Origin of the sequence: Acinetobacter sp. AOR34_HL, assembly GCF_027854795.1 — a bacterium.
GTDB lineage: Bacteria > Pseudomonadota > Gammaproteobacteria > Pseudomonadales > Moraxellaceae > Acinetobacter > Acinetobacter junii.
The window spans coordinates 1-25,239 of record NZ_JAKTID010000028.1; the positions used below are offsets into that span (position 1 = coordinate 1).

A 25,239-nucleotide genomic window follows, 5' to 3' on the forward strand; every position below is an offset into this window, starting at 1 on the left:
GTCAGTAAATTTAGATGTTTTCATGCAGAATCTCCTGCTCGTATCTTAAGAGAAAATTCTACTTTTAGATCCTATTATTTTTAGGGGGGATTACCCTTCAAGAACAAAAATAATATACATATATAATTATAGAGCTGATGATGTGCTTTCAGAGGAGCGTTCTTCCCCTTTTTAGGAGGAAAGGCAAATGTTCTATTAAATAAGCGGCCCTGATGAGCACAGACATTTCGTAAATATGTAAGAGCATGTAACCATGACTCTAATATTTCTGGTGACAAGTCAAACTGTTTTGCAATTTGTTTACGATCTTTACTATGAACTAGATGTTGAAATAACCTAGACCATGTTCCCAAAGGTAAAACTTCCGCAATCATCCAACATGGCGGGTATTCTGGCGTATCATATTCTTGATAATAATGATGTATAAATGTTTCTCTTAGCTTTTCCTTTTCACTACCAGCATCTGCTTTTTTCGAAGTAAATTGCTTAATTCTACTAAGAAAATCCCGATGCTTGAATTGATCAGAACATTGAAACAATGTTTCATTTAAAAACCAATGAGAGCTATTGTACTTAATTGATAATTCATGATTTATAACATTTCTTACTTCCACTTCAATACGGTCTATCGCTGCTAAAATAAGACTACGTAGTTCAGAGTCAATTAAACTAATGTCTATTAAAGTATCAAACTCAACATTGGAATGAAAAGTCTGTAACCTTTTACTGTTGTCACTTGAATTTAGCTCAATTAGGGTAGCATTGTCTTTCAAACCTTTGTGCAACAAAGCCAATAGCTATTAAAAGATTACAGACTTACACGCAGACGCTTTGAGATTTGATTGATCAATTAAACTTTGAGCAGATAAAAATAATTCTCTTGAGTGTCGCCATCCAAGTTCACAATGTTCTGCTGCTGCCCAAACCAATATTACTTCCGCTTGAGCGATCTCAGCCTGAGCACATGAAAAACTTTCATTTTGTTTTAATAATTCAGCATTTGCCCAAAGATCTCTGCGCATGACACTTGATTCAGAAAGAATAGCAGTTGTCAGCGTAAATTTTTCAATTTGTCCTTGTTCTAGTGCCTCAATAATATATTTTGCTTGTTGAAGTGCTTCAGTTCTCGCAGAACTTGGACTCTTTTCACTTCCTTCGTGAGCAGCGTAACTTAACCATGTTAAGGCTTTTATCGCTTGATAATATGCAATATTTTCAGATGGTTTTAAATAAGGTATCAGACGTGTTTGTAATGCCGCAACTTGCTTATCTTTAGGATTATAAGGCTTCTGTTGATTGACATCTTGTACCAAAGAACTAGATTGCTCTCCAACAATAATTTGCTCAGATGCAGACTCAGCAAATACAGAAGTGCTTACTGCAAGCAAACTAGCAGAAACCCCTATATAAAAATAAGAACACATTTTATATAAATTATTGTGAAGATATTTCATGTTTATGGTTCTCTCGAAGCATTTATTCCAGCGTTATTACCAGCAAATAGATTCTCATCGAATTTGAATCTAAAACGAACATAAGCGCCCTGAATTGTTGTATCACTATCTACTAGATCATCATCTTTATAACCTGAGAAGTTATAGCCACCTGACAACCATAGATTTGCTGCAACGAGATACCCAACCTCACCACCCACGAGAACTCGACGCCCTGAACTCATATCAGACCATAATACACCTGTATGTATTCCTGCATCCCATCTTTCATTGATGTCATATATAGCTCTTGCACTAAACATGTGTGTCATACCTGTAGACTCTAAACCAGAGAATGTAGCCTGCACATTCTTCAACGCATATTGACCCGACAAGGTAAAATCACGTGTTGGATGATAATTTAAATGGTTCGAGAAAATATAAACATGTTTAAGATACGGATTGTTTAAATCAGTTTTATTATCATCATAACGATATTCAACTTTAGCTAGTGCATCAAAACGATTGTGTTCTGTATCACGATAAGCCAATCCTAATTGGAAGCGATCCACTAAACGATCACCGCTACTATCATTTTTGCTATCTGTTAGGCTAACAACATTTTTTGCCAATAATGTCACATCATCCGAATATTTATAAGCAACGCCTAAATTGTTCAATATCGTATCTGATTGATCTGTCCAACGTGCTTCAATGCGAGCAACAGCTTTCCAGTTAGGGTTCTTTAAATATTCAATACCTAAAGATGCTGCTGTGCTATCAGAATTTGAGTTATTGGCATTTGATAATGATTTAGTTTGCTCAAAACTCGTATTGGCATAAAAACCTTTTTCAAGTTCCCATCGATTACGTAAACCAATTGCTGCCTCAGCCTCTCTCGCACTAATACCATCCCGAACACGATATTCACTGAAGGCTGTTCCATTATTGTTATATTTACTATCAAGACCGAATACTGTTACATTGCGGCGTTGATTACTATTCAGATCATAAAGACCACCAATGCTTGAAACTAATTCGTGACGACCATAAGCACGGAGTTTGGAATTAATTTGATAATTTGCGCCCAACGCGAAAATACGACGACCCGCTTCAGAAATGTCTTGTTCATATTCAGCAAAGACATTCGAACCTTGCCAAGGTAGTTGACTGATTAATTTAGAGCGAACTGTGACACCATGATATGGTGCAACTTGTGTTGTATTCAGTGTTGCTGAATTAGATGACTCATCATAATACTTTAAACCAAGTTCTACAGCCAAAATACGGTTAATTGCCCGTTCAATACTTGCTGATACACCTTGATTTACGCCACTTAACTGATCTTCTGTGCGAATCGCTTCAAGCTTAGCTAAGCCGATTTTATTTAATTGTACACGTCCCTTAATGCCACTCTCTTTACGACCAGCAGTAATAGGTGCCGCTGTATTATAAAATTCTCTATCAGCTTGGTTATGATAAACTTTCATTTCCAAGTCTTTATAAGAATAGTTTAATTCAACTCGTGCAGCATCACCCGATAACTTACCAGTTACATCTGGTTTCACATTTCCTGACGTCGATGAATTTAAGTCATCATTAATATTCTCTGAACGAGCAAACTCAGCAATGAATTTACCTTTATCATTGGCAAATTTAACGACAGTATTCACACTTGCTAACTGATCTTGAGTTAGTGGGTTATTACTCTTCACATAAGAACCACCCACTTTAACTTTATCGGTGACTTTTACAGAACCAGACACACCACCAACCGTATATTCTTCACCACCTTGATCAGATTCAACTGTAATTCGTAAATATACTGGGTTTAAGTCAGCATCAACACTTGGAACTGGATCTTTCAAATAAATACTATTACTGAAAGTATCAATCTCATAATCAGTAAAACGAGTCAAACTTGTACGTGCAATAATTAAACCCGAATTATTACGATCACGCGTAATAACTTCTACTTTTTCACTGTTTTCACGCACGTCTTGCGCATTAACACCATTACCTAAACTATAAGGACCTGAAATGCCCATAGCACGTTGTTCATTCACAACTTGTTGTGTATTTGTCTGTGCAGCAAACGCAGTAACTTTATATTTATCAGCTTCTACTGTACTACGAACACCTGTCAATGAACGGTTATATTGACCTAAAGATAAGCCGTCATCATTTTCAGTACGTGTTACGTAGTCACCATACATTGCATATGAACGTCCTTTATCGACACGAACATACAATTTACTAGTAGATTGAGCATCAAAGCCTTTGGCAGCAGAGTCACCATAAACTGGGTAATATTCATCTGGACGAATATCACGGAATAATCTTTGGTTTTTATCTTTATCTGAATCATATGCAAGTGTAAGCAGGTATTCACCTTTTACCTTACCTTTCAAAAATAATGCAGCACGACCCGTTATATTGCGCTTACCGTCTTTTGAAGCTGAAATCTCATTTAATTCTTCTTCAAAACCATCATTTGAATTAATACCACTCAATTCTTTAGGGTCAAACTTTTTGAAATTAAAAGAACCTTCAACCATACCTACAGCGATAATCGGTCTTAAATCAGGTAAGAAACGAATAGGTGTGCTTGAGTGGAAGATACCACTTTCAACTGATAATGTTCCTTCACCGGCTTCAATTGGCGCTTGAATTGGAACAAGTAAAGTTCCACCTTCAACGAATACTTGAATACCTGACTGTTTTGGATCTAAGTCTACTAAGTCAATCTTACCGATTGAACTATCTAATGTGATAGGTGTACGGTTTGATACAAGCGTACCATGTCGATCGACAATTTTTAAATTAACATAAAAACGATCGCGTCCATTTGCCTGTGGAATCGTTTTACTCGGCTCAAGTTGCAACTTATCTAACTGATCAGGTGCAATAACATTAATACGTTTAATGTCTCGAGTATTGCCCATCATATCTACTTGACGTACTTCTATCGTGTTGTGACCCGTACTTAAATCAACACCAATAAAGTCTAAACCTGCAACCTGCATGTTCGGCAATACAGCACGTTTACCAATGCGTTTTTCAGGAACACGCGTTCCATTTACCCAAAGCTCAAGCTGAGTGCCTGCTGCACCTTTAACTTGAATGGAGGTCTGAGGATAAGGCAATACTTGCCCATCTTTAAGATTTAAAATTTCTAGTTGATTATTCACAGCTGTTTCTAAAGCTGCTTCAAGATTAATCATTTTGGCAGAATTAACAGTATCTACAGACTCTTCATTTGGCATAGCAAGAGTTGAAGAACTTGGTAAAGCGCTAGATGCTTGAACACCAGACTTTTCGGGTTCAAATTGTATTTGCTTGATTTCTTTAATTTGTTCTTTTGAAAAATCAAGATTACAATTCGCCTGAACTCCAACGGCTGAAATACAGCCACTCGATGGCTGTCCACGAACATCCGTAACTTTAGAAAAAATTGGATCAATCGTTAAATCAGAACGTAATATTTGCTCTAAATTTGTATTCTCTTGTTCAATGCGTTTTTTACGCTCTAGCACCCGTTCAATTAAAGATTCTGAACATTGACCAACACCTTCAGCTATCGCAAAATCGGCACGATGCAATTCACCACGTTTTAAATCGACAAAACGGCTATTTGGATCACCTGCTTGGCGATTATTTATTAATACTAATTCAGAACCAATCGGTAGAGTTGTACGATCAACTTTTAAAACATGCGTTTTTGCACTAATTCCATAAAAATCATACTTACCTTCGCTATCAGTAATAACATAACTACCATCTTCAAGATAAATACGAACACCGGGAACACCTATTTCACCAGCATCTTGGACGCTATTCCGATTACAGTCGGTGAAGATTTTACCAACAATAAAACCGTCAGAAATCATCATACCAGGCGTAACTTCTACTTTTGCTGATGCTTCATTAGACTCAACACCTTTCGCATCTTTGGCACGAACACGGTTAATACCATCACCATTGAGAGCATTTGGTCCAATATAAACGCGATACTGTACTTTAACTTCTTTATTTGGAGTGAGTGTACCTAGTCCAAGTGTCAAATAAGGTCCCTTACCACCTAATGGATCTTCTACCTTTTTACCATCAACACGCATTGAGCCTTGAACATAAATAAAGCCTCGAGGAAGTGTATCTGTAATCGAAACATTTGTTGAATCTGCCGTTCCACGATTTGCAACATTCACCGTATATTCTTCGAATTCACCAATTTCAGCAGTTTTATTTGAAGCAACTTTTTTTACAAATAAAGATGAATTCGTATTATCCACTTCAGGGTCAATTGGAATATCAATATTGAGTGCAGGGTCACCATTATTTAATGTGAACTGTCCAGCATAAGACCACTTTAAATCAACTGCTTTATCTGCTGGGAAACTTGAATATACCTTGCGATCACTAATAAAAGTATAACGTTTGTCACCCGGAATAGTGTTTGTGTCTACAATAAAACTATATGTACCTGCTTTCACCAGTGGATAGATAAATTCACCAGCACTATTAGTCACTTGTTTTGCAGGAATAGAAATCTTATCACCTGTTTGAGGATCAATTTCAAATGCTACATTATCACCAATTGGTTGACCATTTTGATCCAATAAAGTAACTGTAGCACCGGCTACAGGTAAACCCGTTTTAGCATCAAATACTGTACCATACGGATCGATTAACACACTTGTATTAATGTCGGTAATTGTTACTGTAGATTGGCCTTGCGCATCCAAACAGTCAGTTAAACTAATATCAACTTTATCACGTTTAAGTGTCTGCAAAACTGCATCATATCGAATGCCTTTATCTGAAAGAGTTGTTGGTAATGTATAGTGGAATACACCTGTATTTGGTCCAGTTTCAATACCAACAACTTCTTCTAAATCATCTGTTTTTGTAGATTTAATTCTAATTTTCACACGATCTGGAATATAACGATCAGCATTACAACTTGCATTTTTAGCTTCTATATTCAGTGGCTTATTTACACTACCAGTTGCCAAAATATTCTTAAAATCACTTGAATTATTTGTAATATCTGCTGAGCCGCTAACTAAAGTAGATGCAACGTTTGATAACACATCTTTCTGACTATCAGTGACAGCATACGAAACTTTATAAGTATTTTTTACTGTGGTTTTTGCAATATTGCGGTTCATACTAACAACAAGATCAACTTGCTCAGATGTATTTGCAGCAATTTGTGGAAAACCGACAACAAGCTGGTTGATCTGTGCAACATCACTTGGAGCAATAGTGCTATAACTATTATTGGCAAGCTTGTATAAAATTTTTGCTTGAGTATTTTTTACTAAAGCAGATTTAAATGTTGTATTAGGTGGTAAATCATCAACCAACAAAACCATTTTTTGTGTTTGACCATCCACCATGACATCAGTTGGTCTAGCTGGCTGCTTACCTTCGTTGCTAATATTGAGCGTGTAATTTAAGTCATAATTTGCACTTGCAGAAGGCTCAAAAGTTTTTTGTTGTACTTCTTTAGTTGCAACTAATTTTGCACCATAGCTAATTGCACTATCTGTAGCGATTGCAATTGCTGTTGTATCTTCAACAACTGTTGCTTTAATTGGTAAATTAAATTGCTGACCTTCTGTTAAATTTGAACTTGTGGTAGCAACAACCCATAAATTGACACTTTGACCAATCTGTAAAGCTACATTAGTCGTTAATTGTTGATCATTCGTATCAAATTGACCATCTTTGTTGGTATCTATGTAGATTTTAATATTGTTTAATTCATTAATTGTTAATGCTTCTAGCTGAACATTAACAGGAGCATTACTATTATTCGATAAAGTATTGGCCCATATTACTCGCACACTAGGTTCAACATCGAGTACTGGTGGTGTAGTTAAAGTAATCGCATACAAAGCTGAAACATTAACATCGACTGTGTTAGAAACTGATTGTTGTTCTTTACCATTTGCTGCTGTAAAAGTTGCGTAGGCAACGTTTTGGATTGTACTACCAACTTTAGGAATATTTGCGGCGTGACCATACTGCGCAGACAGTATCGATACTGTCAACGTTGATAACATGAAAGACATGTTTCTACTTGCACGAATTTGCTTCTGTTGTAGCACAGCGCTCGACCCTTCAACTAAATAGTCTAAATAAAAAACTTTAAGAATTATTGTTGTGGACACCTGCTTTGCGCAAATGCCCACATCTTTAATCAATTCATTTTGAGCAATCGAAATTGCTTAATGAATATTAATTATTTACTTTGATTACAAACTCTAATACCGCACTTGTATTAGGTACAAGAGGTGTTTTCTCAGCAGCGATAGTACCTGTCGAACCATCAGTTAATGCAGCAGTTGAAGTACTCAATGTCGCATTTGTAGCTACTGGAGATGCACTTGCAATCACTTTCAACGTTGTATATGCAGGTGTAGCATCGCTAATCACAACATTAGTTACGTCAGCATTACCTTCATTCGTTGCAGTAATTCTATACTTCACACATTCGCCTGGTTTAGCATAAACTACATTTTGAGTATAAGTACCAGCAACACCTGTTAAACAATTTGCTAAAGATTGCTCTTTCACTAAACGTACTTGACCACTTGTAACAGTCGTTAAGTCAGTATTCACTAAATCAGCAACAGACTGACCACCAACATCTGTTGGTTTGATCGTCAATACAACTGCATTTGGTGTTCCAGCAGTTGCATTTGTTGGAGCTTGAACTTTGATGAGTAAGTTAACAGATGCACCACTAGCAATACTTCCAGTTTTCACTGCAAGATCACTACCTGTAACTAATTCATCGGCATCAGCTATACCATCGTTATCCGAATCCACATATAAGGTTGTTACCCAACCATTTACAGCTTGGTCGTTGGTTAATGTGAAAGGTAATGTATTCGCTGCAGCACCTTCAACAATGTTACCGTTGTTGGTTAAGGTATGCTTGTAAACAACCGTACCACCTGGTGCAACTTGACCAGTACGGTCATTTTGCAAGCTAAGGATACGATTAGTTTCGACTCTTACACGATCAGACATTACATCTGTTAAGCCAGTAGCAGGCGAAGCCACTTTAAAGATAACTTCTTGATCACCAGCTGGAGCATTTGCAGGAGGTGTTACAACTGCAACAAGTTGAACACTACCGCCACTTGGTATATTACCTGTATTCGTGATTGGAGCACCTGTTGGATTACCTGCACCGTCAGCTAAGTAATATTGAACTGTCCAACCCGCAGGTAATGTAGGTGATGTAGATAAATTATAGTTATCTCCAGTTGCACCTTTATTATCAATTGTTAATGGGAAGTTAGTTGCTTGACCAGGTTTAGTTGACTTGGTGTCAATATATTGACCTGTATCTTGACCAGATGCGCCAGCAACTGCACCCGAGCTATTCGTTGCATCACCATTGTGTAAGTCAACTGTTGATGCTGTTACTTCACTAATACTTAAAGTAATCCTATCTGGTGTTGCAGTTGGGTTAGTTACTGGAGTAGCAGTTAAAATTGCGTTAATTGGTGTGACAGGCGCTGGTGTAGGTGTAAAATAGCTAGAAGGTAGCGTTACTTTTGAAATAATCTGATAAGTTGCACCACTTGCAATAGGTCCAGTATCAACAACACCATCACCATTCGTATCAGTTAATGGTGTTACACCATCAGCTTTGAATAATTCAACAATACTGCCCGCTGGCAAAGCGTTTTTATTTACAGTGATATTAAATGCTTCCGTAACATTACCCGTGTTATGGATTACAATTGGTTCACCACCACCTGCCGTAACACCAAAGTTGACTGGGGTACCTTGAGTTGTCGACTTAGTAATGACATCAGGTGTTGGAGTTGTTGTTGATTGTCCATCAGCAAAAGCATCGGTCGCACTATCGTTAATTGTACCTTTTTTAACACCTAAAACTGTTACATCATTCGGGTTAGATGGTGTTTTACCTTCTGTACCTGGACCATCTGGATCCACTTCAGCGATGTTTGTAATGATACCAGCTGGAGTATTTTGGTTTACTCGAACTTTGAATTTCAATACACCACTGCTGTTTGCAACAACTGTAGGAATAACTAATGTCGCTGTTCCTGAAGTGAAGTTATATCCATCAGTATCAGCTGCATCACTTACAGCTGTACCATTTACTGTAGCAGAACCAGCAACATAAGTTAAGCCAGATGGAAGTACGTCGGTGATCGTAACGTTAGTTGCGGTCGTGTTACCCGTATTTTGATAAGCTAAAGTATATTCAACTTCACGTGCTGCAGGGCTTGATGAAGTAGCATCTACATTACTAACGCTAGCAGATTTTAATAAACTAATTACAGCGCCATTGGTAATCTTAACTGTATCTACGTTTTTAGCAGTTACACTTGTATCAAAACCACTGATTGCTGAAACCGTTAACTTACCAAGATCACCAGCAGTAACGTTGTTGCTTGCTGTTGTTGCTTGTACGATTAAGTTAACAGATTGGCCTGCTGTTAAAGTTACGCTTGTTATAGGAGTTTGGCTATCTGGAACACCATCTTTGTTGGCATCAAGATAAACGTTTAAACCGCTGAAATCGAAATTATCAGTTGTGTTATCACGTGTATCATTATTGACAACAGCTACGTTAAAAGTATCGGTGCCATTACCAGTATTTGTTAATGTGTGAGATAAAGATACTTGACCATTCGCGTTAGCAGTTTGAGTTTGATCAGCGATCAACGTGAAACTTGCTACTTGCAATACAGTCGTAGTAACGACGTTTGATGTCACAGTTTTATTAGAACCATTGCTATCAGTATAGCTTGCAGATGCAATGTTACTAATGTTTGTGCCCGCACTAGGAGCTGCTGCGTGTGCTGAAGGAAGGAAAGCTGCACCACCTGCAACAAATGCAATCGAAGCTGCTAATTGCGTTAGCTTTAAACGTTGAGTTTGATTTGACATTCGGAACTTACCCCTGTTGAATATTCAATGTCAGTTTGTTTAATTTTTGGTTTTGTCACTGTTAATACGCGTTTGGGCTGATACCGTTACAGATTTCCCAGCAGGAAGTTCTGCGATCGTCCAACGTAATGCACGATAATCTTTCAGTGGAACATTCACCATTTGATTACCCTCTTTGCGTTTTAAAGGCATCGGAGCAAAATTTGTACCGTCCGTACTTGCTTGCGCGTTTCCTGGCTCAGATTTCGCTAAAAATAAAGTTTCTACGGGTATTGGTAACGTCGCAGCTAAGTTTTTAATTTTTCCTGATGTATTATTTGTATACGTTGCACGATACTCAATTACATCATTTGGCTTCACTTTATTGACTAACTTAGCTACTGGCTTCCCATCTGTGCTTACACTAATGAGGTAAGTTTTTAATTCCACAGATACAGGATCTTTTGCAACTTTAGTTTCAGCAGATACACTAACCGCCAAAATCAAACTAGCTGCACCAAGTAAACCTTTTTTCCAATTATCTTTTATATGCATTTGATCTATTCCAAACCGTGTTACATAGACTTAAATTCAGTTTAATCTAGCAAGCAAATTACTTCTATTCGGTGTAAAATACAACAATTTATGTATTTTTGTTGCTGAAAATCACATTTTTTGTAAAATTCACCTAGTAATTCAAATAAAAGTAACTTCCATACCAACTTCTTGTACAAAGCATGCCAAATCAATAATATTTTCGGCATGCTGTATCTATTATTTACTATTGGGACACACAAAATCTCAGAGTACCTGAAACTGATGGATTTAATAACCCAGTCAAGCTCCATTCAAGATAATCACCAGAACGGTTTGTATTACAAGTATTTCCACTTGGTGTAAGTCTACAACTCATACTGCCAAAATTAGTACCAATTGGTAAACTATCTTTCACTTTTACGTTCTGTAATTTCTTGGTACTGTTATTTTTATAGGTGATTTCATACTCTAAATTATCTTGCTTAGCAGCCTGATTAGTCGTTACAAATGCGTTTGTATCGGAAGATGTTGAAGGACAACTTGCAACTGCACGAACTTTTTTTGTCAGTGTTAAACCAGCACTACCAATAAGTGTCACATCCTGACGTTTAAGCGTTTGCCCTAAAATCGTTTGTGCCGGATTTGTCAGAGCAAATTGGTAACTTGCTTGAAGAGTTCCAATATGTTGTGCGCCAGCAGTAACATTAGTTGGTACATGAACTCGCTGTACTAAACAAATATCAACACTTGGCTGTAATAGAACAGTACTTGCAGCAGTTGGGTTAAATACAACTTCACCCATATCTACCTGACCATTACAGTTCGTATCTCGATAAACCAACGCTTGCCATGGCTGATCAGCACTTGAATTCGGTTGCTGTGTTTGCGTCTGCAATAGTTGAGTCAGTTGAACTGGAATTTGTGTACTTAAGCGGTGAGGATAGTCCGTGACATCTCCAGCAATAGCTGTATGTTGGCCATCTTCATGCAACACAACATTAACAATCACATCACCAAAATTATTTGCTGTATAGCTTGTTGCACTTGTCTTGGTTAAAGCAATGGTATCTGTTGAACGAGTGTAGCCCGTTGTGCCACTGACAGAAATATATTCAGGTAAATTCTGCTGAACAATACAAAATGATGATGGCAACAAGCTTTGTTCAATTGAGAAAGCATAATCACCATTTGCACTTGTCACTGTTGAAGCTAACTGTGTAGTACTACAGTTATTCAAACGAATTGTACTATTTGCAATCCCAACTTCACCTGCATCTTGTATGCCATTGTATGCTTTACTCACATCTAATGTTGTTCCGCTATTATCAACAAATACTCGCCCAGTAATATCAACGTAAATAAGCTTAGTATTTGTAAAAGTACAGGTAATATTGGCACCTTCTTTTATGCGAACAGCGGGAATCGTCACAATATTATTTACAAGCGTCCAAAAAGTACCTGTATTACCTGTTACACCGCTATTTGCATCTACACAGCTAACACCTGATAAGACATATCCAGCTAAAGCACTTTCTGTAAAAGAAACATCTGTATTCAATGTTTGCGCCCAAAGCTGTTGTGCAGAGGTTGCTGTGGTTCCTGCTGTAACTGTAGTTACAGAATCGGTGGTAACTGCTGTTGTACTATTTACAAGATTGCTAAGATTAATATAGTTAAACGTACCCGTCCCATTCACAGAGTTTTTAGCAATCTTAATTTTTGCACCATCTATAATATTGATACTGACAGGAACACCTGTACCTGTGACTGTGTCATAGTTTGCAGTCGAACAATTCCCACTTAAAGACAAACCAATTGCGCCATACCCCCCCGGAGGTAGCTCACTTCCGGCAGAATAGGTGTTACGGTTAACAATACGATAGCTAATACGGTGATAACCAGCACTAAGGGTAGTTGCTGTTGATATTACGCCTCCAGGTACATAACCATTTACAAGCGTTACAGCAACACCATCAACCATGATATAAGCACCATCATCCACACCAACGCTTGTATTCCCAACACAAAAAGTGACTGCTTGTGACGTTGGAATGTATACGCCCGTTGTAAACTCCCATGCTCTACGGTTATCCCCAATGTCAGGAACACTAATGTTATTTAGTTGAACTGTTGCATTTGCATCTGAACTCATGTTGGTAATAATTCTTTGAATCATTGCAGAAGCAGTTGTACTTGATGCTCCATAAGTTGAATCACTCGTACCATTATTACCAGAAACTAAGTATCCACCAGTTGGGCTGGCTTGGTTCAATGGCCATGCACTCAAGATTGGTGTGTCTTGATCAGCAAAATCACCGACTTTTGCAGTTCCCCCAGTTCCTTCATAACCCACCCAAAATGCACCATTAGGTCTGTATTCATTTTGTTGGTTGCTTCCCCACACTTTATAGAGTGTCTCTCCTACACCGCTACCTGGGTTAAACTCATCACTATAAGCTTTAACTGTTGCCTGTTGTGCAGTTCCTAGTACCGCATTACTCATCGTGGCGTAAGTAACCAATAATTGCTTCGTTGCACCATTTGCCATACTACTACCAAGGTCACAATTCCAGTTATTGCCACTTTGTAGACAAGCTGAACCACCTATCACACTTACAGAACTGACGTTAACTCCTGTTTGTGGTGCTGCAACATAGGTTGCTTTTGGATTGGTTGCACTATCTGGCCCTTCATTTTTAATATTGATGATTTGTGTACCAACTCGTCCTCGTACAATCGTGGGTAAATCAGGAGTAATTGTAAAACGAGCTTCTTTGATAACTGGGTCTGGTGTAATTGCTGTTGGGTTAACGATCACGGCATTAACAGAATTAATCACTGGCGTATTTGATGTGGTTGACTCTATTGTTGCTGTATTGGTTAACGTACCTGCTGCGGTTGCTGTACCCTGAATCGTGATTATACAGGTTGCTGTTGTTGCACCTGTAAACAGTCCCGAAACTTTCCAGCCTGCGGTATTATCGCCTGTTAATGTGGGAGTACAGGAGGTAGTAACAGGGCTTGAACCTCCTGTACCTTGTGTCGTAGCTGGTGTTCCGACAATAGAAACATTTTTTAAACTGACTGGGAGTGTGTCATTAAAAGGTAAATTTACAACTGTCCCACCCAATGTTGCACCTGATGGCGTATTGTTGGTAATTTCCAATTGATATTGCATTAATGAACCGAGAGGCACATTGTTCAACTGAGTTGATACAAATGTGCCTGTGTTGCCTACACGTTGACTTTTGACAAGGGCAATTGCACTATCAGCATCCATACTTGAGATACCGAAGAAAAATACATCACCGCCATTATTCGACCATGTGCCCTGACCATCACCTCGTATATACACATCAAAAACTAAAGTTGTAATTCCTTTACCTTTAATATAAATACTACCGCTTGCTCCACCTTCATCACTTGTTGCACCCTTTGTAGATGCATTATTCGTAATATCATTACCAATCACTGATAATTCTTTACTACCAGCTAAGCGACTAAGCACTGGTAGTGAACTTAAATTACTGCTAACCAATGTAAATTCTGCACTAAAACCTAAACCACCTGAACTCCTGCCCCCCATCCCTGCTGCCTGCAATATAGGATTAGTTATAGGTCTATTAAAATTAACCTGAACCCTACCAACATAAACTCTGTTTGTAGTCGATATATTCAATGCTGCAAAACCTGTAGTCTTGATAAACATTGCTACGCCATAATTGGCAGTAGTATCAGATGAACTGCTGCCTGCTCTAATACCACCATTGGTACTATAACACCCAGAGCCATCTGTACATCCAGTTGGAGCGTTTTGTAATGAGGCAGCGAACATATTATCTTGCCCACTGCCAATCGATACTAAGGGGGCAATTACATTGCTTGCTTGTACTGTTGCAGTTGTGCCCGTACCACCTATCGTTAAATTAGGTCTATTAGTATCAGTAGATCCTTGATAAGACGACAAATTAAAAGCGGAATTGGTTATCGTATATGTAGCAGTAGTAAGCGGCGCATAATCGACATAATTGTTATCACTTGGATTGTTGGCATTTAACTTAAATGTTGTTACAACTGGCCCTGCTGTTGGACCCTGCCCAGACCCTGAGCCAGAATAAATCTCAATCGTTGGTGGAGCAGCCAATACAGCTTGGCTACACATCAAACAAGTTAAGATAAACAAAACCAAAGTATATATATAACTAACTTTATGATTCATCATGCTGTAATTAGAGATATTCTTTTTCATTATTTGCTTACTGACCCACATAGCGCACCCCGAAATTAAATTCATAACTTTGGTTTGCAGCTACACTATTTAATGTTCCTGAAACCGCACCAGCATTACCGACTGTGGGAGCCGTCATACCACTACATGATGTGCAGATAGGCGATTGAGATAAAACTGTATAGGCAGGCGTCATGTCTCTAAAGGTAAATGCAGTACTCATAGCAGTAGCACTTGTATTGGTTAAAATCACCTTATACAAAACACATTGACCTTGGCCATTTGCTTGTTTACCGATATTGAGACTATTTGTTGTATAGGACTCATCAGCTGTGCCATTACAATCAAAATCACGTGCTTGCAACTTACTCAACTTCAATTGTCTCTGATTCACTGTAGTTACATCAGTAATTGATGCCAAAACTTGACCATTAGCATTATTCGTTAAATTAATCGTGGTGGTATTCGCTTGGGAAATATTATTTGCTACAAGATTTTTAACCTGAAGCAATAATTTGACTTGTGTATGTGCTGCTAATTTTCCACCCGGCAAGTCAGCTAAACTTCTCATCACCAAATCCCCAGCATCAAAAACACCATTTCCATTTACGTCATAGAAAAGAGTGCTGTTAAACTCAACCTGATCGTTATTCGAAAGAAAACTATAGTTCCCTGTATAATCAACATCAGTATTATTGATTAAAAGATGACTATAAATGACGGTGCCTAATGGCGAGACTTGTCCACGAAAATTTGGCGTGAATTCTACTTTAGCTACAGAATTGACACTTTGAATAGTAATCGCATCCATAATAATATCTTGGCTCGGATTACTACTATTATTACCACTTACAAAACTTGTAGAAAGAGCGCGGAAATAGATCGGTGTAGTTACACTACTGTTCAATTGATCCACTTCAACAACAGCACAGATTAACTGACTCTCACCATTATTCAGATAGATGGTTTTACCTGTTTCGCTACCCATGACATTACAGTTTGAACCATTTCCAGAAACATAAAAACGAACACGGTTCACGCCATTAGGCAAAGTTAAGCTTGTAAAATTACTCGTCGAGTTCGCACTAAGTAAATATTCAGTTCCAATACCAGTATGGCTCACTTTTAATGGAAATATTGCTTGCCCACCCGCAACAGGATTGGTACTTGTTGCGGCAATCACGGTTTTCCACGGATTACCAGCATTATCAACATTCCCATTACCCAAACCATTGTTTTCAGGACTATTTGTCAAATCAACTAAACGTGCTACCGTTGTGGCAAGTAAATTACCCTGATCTTTAATCAAACTCGTTTTGCCAATATCACCTAAAGACTGAGCTTGAGGTGAAACTTCGAATGTCGTATCAGTCGTTACAGCATAACTACTAGGTAAACGTACTTTAACAACGATTGGTAAATTTACGCCTGCGGATAATAAACCTGTATCAGGAATACCATCTCCATTGCTATCTAATAAAGGGGTTACGCCATCTGCACGATAAAATTCAATTTGGCTACCTATCGGAAATGTACTACCTGTCATTGTTACATTAAATACATCAGTATTATTACCCGTATTCCAAACATAGTTATTAAAGCTAAGCTCCCCACCTTGAGCCGCAGCAGAAGCAATAACCGTAGCACTATTGTTTACATCAGTTGCACTACCATTAATTTTGACAGCATAAATTGAAGCAACATTAAGTACAGCTATGTTACTGAGATCAGATATATTTGCTGTTGCTGTATTATTATCATGATCATACCCAAAATTAACGCTATTATTAATTGGTCCAGCAGTTGTTTTATTTACTTTAACTTTAAATTCAATATAGCCAGTTGCATTTGCTGGTATTGAGCTAATGACTGCAGTTACAGTATTTGATGTCACACTGTAATTGATTCCTGCTGGATCGTTACTCCCAGTACTTGGATCTACAGTTGTACCGTTCCAATTCTCACCAGCATTTAGTTGATAAACCAAACTTGAATTGAGTGTATCTGTTAAAGTTACAGAGCCTGTCGCTGTACTACCTAAATTTTGATAATCTAAACGAACGGTAACAACGTCTCCATTTGCCACGCTTGTTTGAGAAAACTTTTTACGAACAACTAAAGCAGACTGATTCGTAACAGTTGCTGTATCGACATTGGTCTTTGTTCCAGATGCACTATTTAAAGAATTTACAGTTAATGTTAATGATCCATTTTGACTAACCGTTGCACCACTCGGTACATTTGCCGCCACAATAAGACCAACTGACTCGCCCGCACTTAAAGAATAAGAAGTAATCGCTGCGCCATCAGGCACGCCATCATTATCTTTATCTAAAAATACAGATAGATTACTGTAGTCATAGCTATCCCCAGTATTATTTGTCACTGCAAAGGTATACTGGTCGACTTCATTACCCGTGTTAGTCAAAGTATGGTTAAAATATACAGTCTGACCCGCTACGACATTTTTAGTATTATTTGCCGTCAAATTAACAGAATAAACTGGAAGAATCGTTGTTTGAACTAAATTCGAACGGCTGACTTGAACAACGGTTGAACCTTCTTCAGTGTACTCACCGATCGCCATATTACTAATGATTTGGCGTGTAGGAACAGCAGCAGAGCTAGACTGATGCACTCCCAACAAAGTAACCAACAAAATCCCTAAAGTGATCTTGCTGTTGCGGATATTTTCTAATGTATTGATTATATTCATCTTCTAGCATCCGCCTAACTTAAGGTGTAACCTGAATAGAAAAATACAACGCTGCTTGCTCCTGTGGTGCAAGTGCTCCAATATTTCCAGATATTTGATCTCCACTCACAGCTACAGAACCCTTACTCACTGACGGCGGCAATGCATTTCGCAAAATACTATAAGCAGGTACCACATCATTAATCACAACATTCGCTGCTGGTGTTGAACCATCATTTTTAATTGTTAAACGATAGGTAACGCATTGATTTGGTTTAATCGTCAAAGGGTTACTTGCATAGGTCGCAGTGGCAACATTCATAAGTGCACATGCTTCATCTTTAGACTGTTCTTTGATCAGACGAAGTTGCGTAGGATCAACTGTTGTTAAATCTGTATTTTGAATTGTTGTAAGTGTTAAACCTTGGATTGTATTCGTGGCAGAGACGACGATATTCGCTGCACTAGAAATACCATTTACTGCAGTTAATGGAGCTTGAACTTTTAAAATTAGCTGAACTGAACTTTGTGGGTTTAATCCACCAGTTATAGACAAATCAGTAGCTATTGGGTCTGTGGTATCTAATACACCATTATTATTGGCATCGTAATACAATGTATAAGTGAAACCATCATTAATGTTTTGAGGGACTACGTTAAGACTTACTTTTCCGCTTGTATCACCTTCAACAAATGTACCCATATTTTTTAATGTATGCAGATATACAACTGTACCGCCGACATTAATCCGCCCTTGTTGATCATTTGCTAAAGTCAACTTGCGTACAGCCACATCAACTTGATCTTTAATACTATCACCTTGAGCATTCATCGGTGATTTCATAGCGAACCAAATTGGTAAACTTGTCAAAGTCGTATTCGCAGGAACAGTGACAACGGCACAATACTGTTTAGTTGTTCCAGCCGCCATGTTGCCAGTACTGGTAATTTCACCTTGTAAGGTCTGACATGTTGCATCACCATTATAAAACTTCACTACCCAATCTGTTGGTAATGTCGTATTGATACTATTAATGTCAATCTCTGTACTCGATGCATACAAATTATAATTATTTGAGGTCGTGCTGTTATTTCGAATAACAAGTGGGAAAACAGCTGTTGCACCTTTTACAGCATTTTTCACCAATAAGGCTTGCCCACCTGAACTAGTAACATTCCCAACCCCCACACCTGAATTGTTGCTGTTATACAAATCGCTTTCGCCCACAGCAACTGTATTGACTAATCGATCACGCGTACTATTTTTTACACTAGTATCTGTTACGGAAGTTGCGGTAATGTCGAAATCCATTGTACTTGTAGAAGTACAATTCGATGGGAAATAAACTCCTAATTTAATTCTTTTTGAAGTGCCGTAAGCCAATCCACCTGTATCAATGACACCATCGCCATTAGTATCTGTCAGCAATGTCCGACCATCTGCATGATATAAACGAACTACAGCACAACTTGGTACGTTACTTTTAACGAAGCTTAAATTATAAGTATCTGTCGCCTGCCCTGTATTCCAAACATAATTATCAAACTGGATTTCTTTTGCTACACCCCCGAAAGTATTGTTTTGGGTTTGTAAGTTATTCAAGCCACCGTTTGGCTCTCCGTCATCATTCGCGTTACTTGGACTATAGTTAAGTACAACACCTAAGGTTTGCTGAACATTAAAAATTACAGTATTCGTTAGCGTATTTTTCAGAATAGCATTTGATACATTGTATTGTTGATAGTCGGCAGTATTGGCAACTTTTTCGGCAGCATTCGCATTCACAGTGACTTTAAAACTTACTGTGCCTTTACTTAAAGCTGCCACACTTGCAAGCTCTACATCTACTTGCCCATTACTCACTTTATATTTTATTGGCGCATTTGCACCCGTCTCAACATCATCAGCATCAGTTAACGATCCTGAACCATTCCCCCAACTACCGCTACCCGATTTATATGTTACATCTGTAGCTAATATATCTCTCAATACGAGTTTTGCTGCCGCAGTACCCATATTTGTATAAGCTAACGTATAAGTAATTTCCGTGCCAGTTTTACCTGTGCTGATATTCTGTGATTTCGTCACTTGAATTACAGCATCATCCACAACTGTTGCTGTATCACTTACGGTCATAGCGATTGCATTATCATGCTGGCTTGTAGCTGTTAAAGTAAAATTAGCGACGTTATTTGCAGTTAGGTTGGTTGGAATACTTCCAACGACAACTAATGAGGCAAACTCGCCAGCTTCTAAGCGAAAACTTGTGGTTGAATTCAGTAAATTATTATTATCATCAGGCTCGCCATTCTGATCCCGATCGATGTAAACGGCTACATTATCTAGATTAAATTGATCATTCGTTAACTGAGTAAGGCTTAATTTATAGTCGTCTACAATGTTACCAGTGTTGGTTAAAACATGAGGGAAGTTAACTTTGCTTCCGATAGTTCCGATATTTTGCTGATTACTTTGTAAAGTTAAAGAGTAAATTGGTTGAACAGTTAAAATAACTGCATTTGAATTAATAACTTGCAGATTACCTTGTTCATCATAGAAGTCACCACTTGCAATATTGGTGATACTGCTTCCTGCTTTAGGTTGGGCAAATGCAATAGAACTATGAAATCCAACAAATAAGCCAAATAAAGCGATAAATGAAGTTTTTGAGACAGCACTTTTCTTGAATCGGCTTATCATGTTTCAGAACCCACAAAAAATTAATAAAGTCTTATTAGCATTTTGACAAAAGCATACTGTAAAAACACAAAATTGAACACAAAAAAATCAAATAAAGTGTTTTATATCTAAACACTTTATCTTACGATAAAATTCCATTCTATATCTGCATACTTACTAGACCTATTTCATAAATCATTTTTTACTCAACTCCAAGTTATAAATTCCAGCAATTAGATTGAATCTCAAAACCAAGTCTTTTAGCTCTATTACGATAACGCTCCGCAAGGATCTTGAAAGTTTTTAGACTGCCAAATACATGCTCAATTGCTATTCTTCTTTTATTGATTTCCTGATTATAGTTTTTTAGTTCAGGATCCAATTTACAGCGTCTTTTGGTTTTACGGCAACAGGCTATTGGGATACAAAGTATAAATCCCCTGATAACCCTTTATATGCAAGAACAAAGGCTCCTGAAGGAATATGGTTTAAATTTCGTTTGAACAACTCGAAATCATGCATTGCATCGCGACTGCTACATAAACTCAGAATTTGCTGAGTCTTGTAGTGAATCATGGCCTGTACTTTAAAGGTATGGGTCTTTTTCTTGCCGCTATAGCTTTTCTTCTATTTTTTAGGCATTTGGATTGGAATTTCCGTGGCATCTATGATCACAACATTCCAGTCGATGCCTTCGCCCTCGGGTAAATCTTTGGGTAAATTGAACAGATTGGACCAAATCAGGCAGTCTTCAACATGACGGACAATTCTTGAGGCTGTGGGGTCTGAAATCCCGTAACTCGCCGCAACGTGAAATAAGGTTCGGTATTCCCACCAATCGCTTAGACAGAGCAGAACCTGATCCTCCAGAATTAACTTGGGCGGTCTGCCTTTGGCAGAGACATGCATTTTCAATTGGTCAACCATTAAATAAAAGGTTGATCATGAGATGCCTGTGTATCGCTTAAACTGAGGATCAGAAAGCTTGTTTGAATCGATGTATTTCATCCGCAGATTATGCACGAATGTCAAGAAATCTGGAGTGTAAATATTAACCAAAAAGAAGATCGTTTTTTGATTTATGAAAGAGATCTACTGTTTAAATTAGGGGCTTAGGAAGTTAAGCATATCAAAAAGTATGGTAACTTCCTTATATGAAAGCAAAAAATAATTGCCGCGCTTCACTGGTTTTTGCATAAATCCACCTTGGTGTCGTAGCAGCACCAAACACAAAACCCAAGTGTAAACTTGGGGGCGTTTTGGTGCTAAAACGAAAATAATAAGGTGTTTTTGACGCAGATTTTGACGATTTTAAACCATCAAGCTGACCAATTTAGCATTAAAAACTCTTAAATTGCCTTAATTTTAGCTACTTAACTAATTGATAATTAAGTATAAAATTTTGGTAGGTATATCCAGACTCGAACTGGAGACCTCTACGATGTCAAAATAGTGCTCAATTAATAAAATCAATTATTTATGTCTAATTGGCGCCCTTCATTAGCCCTTTATTTTGTTACACTTTTTCAAAGGATATACAGCAAGCTCTTTCCCCCATTATGAATGGCATTGAGTTTCCGATCAAATGCAGACTAATTTGCGACACCAAATGTCGTGCTATTGTTTATCCACAACTTTTTGAATTTGAAATTCAACTCATCTCTAGAATATCATCTTGAATATGTAACAAATTCAAGTGATAGTCATGAGCAATTCTCAAATCATCGAAATCAAAAATCACCTAAGGCGTGAGTTATTCTCAGATGTTTATTCGATTTCACTCATAGAACCTTCTATAGATATGTCTATCGCTGTAGCTATCGAGAAAGTATCAGCTGGATTTCCATCACCTGCACAGGATTATATCGATAAAAAAATCGATATGAATGAGCACTTAATTAGCAACGAGTGCGCTACATTTATTGTCAAAGTCGGTTCACTATCTATGAAAAATGCTGGCATTGATATTGATGACGAGTTGATTGTAGATCGGAGTCTTGATGCTAAACACGACGATATTGTCGTCGCTCTAGTCGATAATGACTTCACTGTAAAAAGACTAAAAATAGAACAACAAAGAACTTGGCTAAAAGCTGAAAATCCTGATTATGATGACATTCATCTCAAAGATGGTCAGCAATTAATTATTTGGGGTGTTGTTACTTTCATACTTAAGAAAGCTAGAAAGTAATGAAACACGAGAACAAAGTATTTGCATTAGTTGATGTAAACAATTGCTATGTCAGCTGTGAACGTATGTTTAATCCTAGCCTGATTGATAAACCAGTTATTGTTTTGAGTAACAATGATGGTTGTGCTGTTGCTAGATCGAATGAAGCGAAAGCACTTGGAATTAAAATGGGCGTTCCCCTTTTCCAAATCAAAGATCTTGTTCAGAAACATAATGTTCAGGTACTTTCTAGTAATTATGCTTTATATGCTGAGATGTCACGGCGATTTCATAAGATTCTAGGTCAGTACGTCACTGAATCAGAACAAGAGATTTATTCAATTGATGAATGCTTCTTAGATTTGACCGCTTATTACATGCATTATGATTTAACTAAATATGGTCAAGACATGCGGCAGAAGATTTTGAAATGGATTGGGCTACCTGTATGCGTGGGGATTGGGAAGTCCAAAACTGAAGCGAAAATTGCTAATCACATTGCAAAGAAGAATCCAAGCTTTAATGGCGTTTGTGATCTAGTGAACATGGATCTGTGCAATAAAGAAGATTATCTCGCTCAGATAGAAGTTTCTGAAGTTTGGGGAGTTGGACGTAAGCATTCAAAAAAACTACAAACAATGAATATAAATACTGTGCTGGATCTCGCAAGTGCAGATCCACGTGAGATGCAAAAACTGTTTTCAATCGTGATGGCCAGAACTGTTGCTGAACTACAGGGAATTTCATGCATAGAAATTGAACATACACCACCAAGCAAAAAGCAGATTGTTGCCAGCCGTTCGTTTGGATCACGGGTAACTGAACTGACGGACTTAAAAGAAGCTATCTCTATGTATGCCCAAGATGCATGCTCTCGATTAAGAAGTGAAGACTTACTCTGCGGTACAATTATTGCTTTTGTGCAATCCAACCCTTTCGACCCTAATGTGCCTTTCTATAATAAAGCGGTTAGTTATACATTTCCTGAGCCTACAGACTTTGCACCTGAACTGGCTAAAGCAGCAACATTAATGCTAAATCATATCTACCAAGCAGGAATCAAATATAAAAAGTGCGGTGTAGTGTTGACTTGCCTTGAACCAAAGAGTGGCCATACTTATGACCTACTTACTGACTTTGACGAAATTGAAAAGAAAGAAAGACTGATGAATGCTATGGAATGTGTACATCAGAGATTTGGAAAGAAAAAAATTAGTGTCGGACCATGTTTTGTTCCTGGTCGGAACTGGTCAATGTCGCGGGATAAATTAAGCAAAAATCCTTTTATGTGGGATGAATTATTGACTATTAAAAACTAATTTAATTACTTAAAATTTAATAAATTACTGTTTGAGTCTATTTTATGAGTAATCAAATCCATATCGATGAAGAAATAATGAAAATGAATGCTTATATGGAAAATATGAGGCAAGATAGCGATAGAGGAGCTGTATTGAGTTTTGCTGCTGCACTAGAAGATCGATTAAAAGAAATAATTATGTTATTTCTTCGCGATAGTAAAAGTTCATCCGAACTTTTAAATGGGTTTAATGCGCCAATTGGTACCTTTTCTGCAAAGATATTAATGGCACATGCTCTAGGTTTAATAACTGATAAAGAGTTCAAAGAAATTCAGACACTTCGAAAAATAAGAAATCGATTCGCTCATGCATGGGAAAATATTGATTTCGAAACAAATGATATCAAAGCTATGTTATATACATTACCAGTTATTGGACTATCACCTGAAGAAAAATCAAAACCAAAAGCATATTTTTATAATTGGGCTACGGTGTTATTAGCACGACTTTTATGGAGAAATAATTATTCAAAGATAGAAAAAAGAAAAGAGGGAGAGTTTGATAATTTGTCAAAAGTAATAGATAACCACCCTCATTTACTGTGAATATTTTTTCTCATAATTACTGGTTTTTAATTACTTTAGAGCAAATTTCTTCTAAATTATAGAAAGCTTTACCTGTAGTGCTTTCAACCAGACACTTATTCCTAAGCGATTTGTTCCATCTACTCCACCAGAGCATGAGGGCAAAAATATGGTTTATGTATTTGATAGTGAAGATTCATTCAATCTAACATATGATGAGATAGTTGAAATTATCAGAAAAGCAAGACAAGCAGGCCCAAGGATGGTGCCTGTGATTGGAACAGTAAGCTAATTAGTTAAGATCAATATTCAAATAGCTCTTACATCAGAGCTATTTGATACTCGAATTAATAATCTCATCAAAATTTGGATAAAATTTCTCTAAATTATTTATAAGCTGTATTTTAGAACTCTCATCATAGAGTTTGAATTTTAATGATTTTATATATTCTTCTACAAAAATTAATCGACTAAAGTCTGAGTCTTTAAGTGATTTCTCATTTAAAAACATATGATAAGTCAAAAGAAATCTATTCATCCTATGATTAGTTCTGTTCCTTTCTCGAACATTCAATGCTTTATCCATAATTTTTTCCTCCTATTCTAGGACTGGAAAATAAATATTTTGAGAATAAAGTAAATAAATTGTCATATTTCATACTATAAAAAGTAATTCACATTTGTTA

At 37.4% G+C, this 25,239-nt stretch carries 14 protein-coding genes and 1 pseudogene; 4 read left to right on the forward strand and 11 right to left on the reverse strand.

Going from position 1 to position 25,239, the window contains the following annotated elements:
• Positions 1 to 80: 80 nt before the first annotated feature.
• The 10 genes and pseudogenes from MKL32_RS03570 to MKL32_RS03615 all read right to left on the reverse strand — a co-directional run bounded on the left by MKL32_RS03570 (position 81) and on the right by MKL32_RS03615 (position 21,407).
• A complete protein-coding gene (locus tag MKL32_RS03570) occupies positions 81 to 773 on the reverse strand; it encodes an Abi family protein (protein ID WP_227545350.1) in 693 nt (230 codons plus the stop codon).
• Positions 774 to 800: 27 nt separating this feature from the next.
• Positions 801 to 1,388, reverse strand: a complete 588-nt coding sequence (locus MKL32_RS03575) for a hypothetical protein (protein WP_017397379.1) — start codon at positions 1,386 to 1,388, stop codon at positions 801 to 803.
• Positions 1,389 to 1,456: 68 nt separating this feature from the next.
• A complete protein-coding gene (locus MKL32_RS03580; RefSeq protein ID WP_270900186.1) occupies positions 1,457 to 7,549 on the reverse strand; it encodes an SdrD B-like domain-containing protein in 6,093 nt (2,030 codons plus the stop codon).
• A gap of 130 nt (positions 7,550 to 7,679) precedes the next feature.
• Complete coding sequence (locus MKL32_RS03585) at positions 7,680 to 10,379, reverse strand: beta strand repeat-containing protein (RefSeq protein ID WP_270900187.1); 2,700 nt, start codon at positions 10,377 to 10,379, stop codon at positions 7,680 to 7,682.
• Positions 10,380 to 10,418: 39 nt separating this feature from the next.
• Positions 10,419 to 10,913: a hypothetical protein gene (locus MKL32_RS03590; RefSeq protein WP_270900188.1), complete on the reverse strand. Its 495-nt coding sequence runs from the start codon at positions 10,911 to 10,913 to the stop codon at positions 10,419 to 10,421.
• 226 nt (positions 10,914 to 11,139) lie between these two features.
• Positions 11,140 to 15,165, reverse strand: a complete 4,026-nt coding sequence (locus MKL32_RS03595; RefSeq protein ID WP_270900189.1) for a beta strand repeat-containing protein — start codon at positions 15,163 to 15,165, stop codon at positions 11,140 to 11,142.
• A complete protein-coding gene (locus tag MKL32_RS03600) occupies positions 15,152 to 17,839 on the reverse strand; it encodes a hypothetical protein (RefSeq protein WP_270900190.1) in 2,688 nt (895 codons plus the stop codon). Before MKL32_RS03600 ends, MKL32_RS03595 begins: the two co-directional genes overlap by 14 nt.
• A gap of 19 nt (positions 17,840 to 17,858) precedes the next feature.
• Complete coding sequence (locus MKL32_RS03605) at positions 17,859 to 20,519, reverse strand: COG1470 family protein (protein WP_212387112.1); 2,661 nt, start codon at positions 20,517 to 20,519, stop codon at positions 17,859 to 17,861.
• Between the two features lie 174 nt (positions 20,520 to 20,693).
• A pseudogene (locus MKL32_RS03610) lies at positions 20,694 to 20,865 on the reverse strand (transposase); the annotation flags it as partial.
• Between the two features lie 260 nt (positions 20,866 to 21,125).
• Positions 21,126 to 21,407, reverse strand: coding sequence for a transposase family protein (locus MKL32_RS03615; RefSeq protein ID WP_227556757.1), 282 nt, complete (start codon positions 21,405 to 21,407; stop codon positions 21,126 to 21,128).
• Between the two features lie 796 nt (positions 21,408 to 22,203).
• Between MKL32_RS03615 and MKL32_RS03620 the strand changes: the two genes are divergently transcribed.
• From MKL32_RS03620 to MKL32_RS03635, 4 genes are read left to right on the forward strand one after another with little or no spacing between them, the layout of a single operon-like run.
• A complete protein-coding gene (locus tag MKL32_RS03620; protein ID WP_270900191.1) occupies positions 22,204 to 22,689 on the forward strand; it encodes a LexA family protein in 486 nt (161 codons plus the stop codon).
• A complete protein-coding gene (locus MKL32_RS03625) occupies positions 22,689 to 23,987 on the forward strand; it encodes a Y-family DNA polymerase (RefSeq protein ID WP_270900192.1) in 1,299 nt (432 codons plus the stop codon). Before MKL32_RS03620 ends, MKL32_RS03625 begins: the two co-directional genes overlap by 1 nt.
• 44 nt (positions 23,988 to 24,031) lie before the next feature.
• Complete coding sequence (locus MKL32_RS03630; protein ID WP_270900193.1) at positions 24,032 to 24,574, forward strand: transcriptional regulator; 543 nt, start codon at positions 24,032 to 24,034, stop codon at positions 24,572 to 24,574.
• 55 nt (positions 24,575 to 24,629) lie between these two features.
• Positions 24,630 to 24,845, forward strand: a complete 216-nt coding sequence (locus MKL32_RS03635; RefSeq protein ID WP_270900248.1) for a hypothetical protein — start codon at positions 24,630 to 24,632, stop codon at positions 24,843 to 24,845.
• A gap of 39 nt (positions 24,846 to 24,884) precedes the next feature.
• Here MKL32_RS03635 and MKL32_RS03640 read toward each other — a convergent pair whose 3' ends face one another.
• A complete protein-coding gene (locus tag MKL32_RS03640; RefSeq protein ID WP_270900194.1) occupies positions 24,885 to 25,139 on the reverse strand; it encodes a hypothetical protein in 255 nt (84 codons plus the stop codon).
• Positions 25,140 to 25,239: the final 100 nt, after the last annotated feature.